The following is a 656-nucleotide window of genomic DNA, read 5'->3' on the forward strand; positions in this document are numbered from 1 at the left end:
GGCGAGGACCATCCTGGTGTTGCGCGAAAGCCAAAAGGGCGGCAGGAAGGTTTGCGGGCACCGGCAGGGGGCTGCCGCGCGCCGGCGAGGTCGAAAACGAGGGACTTGTGGTGAACAGCTTTTCCGTCCGCGTGGCCGTGGCTGCCGAGGCGATCCGCGGAATCTTTCCGGAAACGCCGCTGCAGGAGAACGATTATCTGTCGAAGAAGACCGGTGCCCGCGTGCTTTTGAAGCGCGAGGACCTGACACCGGTGCGTTCCTACAAGATCAGGGGCGCCTTCAACTTCTTCCGCAAGGCGCTCGCCGCAGGCAACAATGCCGAGCTGTTCGTCTGCGCCTCTGCCGGCAACCATGCGCAGGGCTTCGCCTTCGTCTGCCGCCATTTCGGCAAGAAGGGCGTCGTGTTCATGCCGGTGACGACGCCGCAGCAGAAGATCGACAAGACGCGGCTGTTCGGCGGCGAATTCGTCGAGATCAGGCTGGTCGGCGACTTCTTCGACGATTGCTACCGCGCCGCCTTCGAATTCACCGAGAGCGCGGGCGCGCATATGGTGCCGCCTTTCGACCACAGGGACATCATCGAGGGCCAGGCGACGGTTGCCTGTGAGATCGCGGCTCAGATGCCGGGCGGGCGCGTGCCCGACATCGTCATGCTG

Annotated in this window: 1 protein-coding gene; it reads left to right on the forward strand. The window is 64.3% G+C overall.

The features are described from left to right. Positions 1–110: 110 nt before the first annotated feature. On the forward strand, positions 111–656 hold a 546-nt coding region (locus EOD07_RS36630), incomplete at its 3' end, for a pyridoxal-phosphate dependent enzyme (RefSeq protein ID WP_127238521.1).

It is taken from the genome of Mesorhizobium sp. M2C.T.Ca.TU.002.02.1.1 (assembly GCF_003997225.1).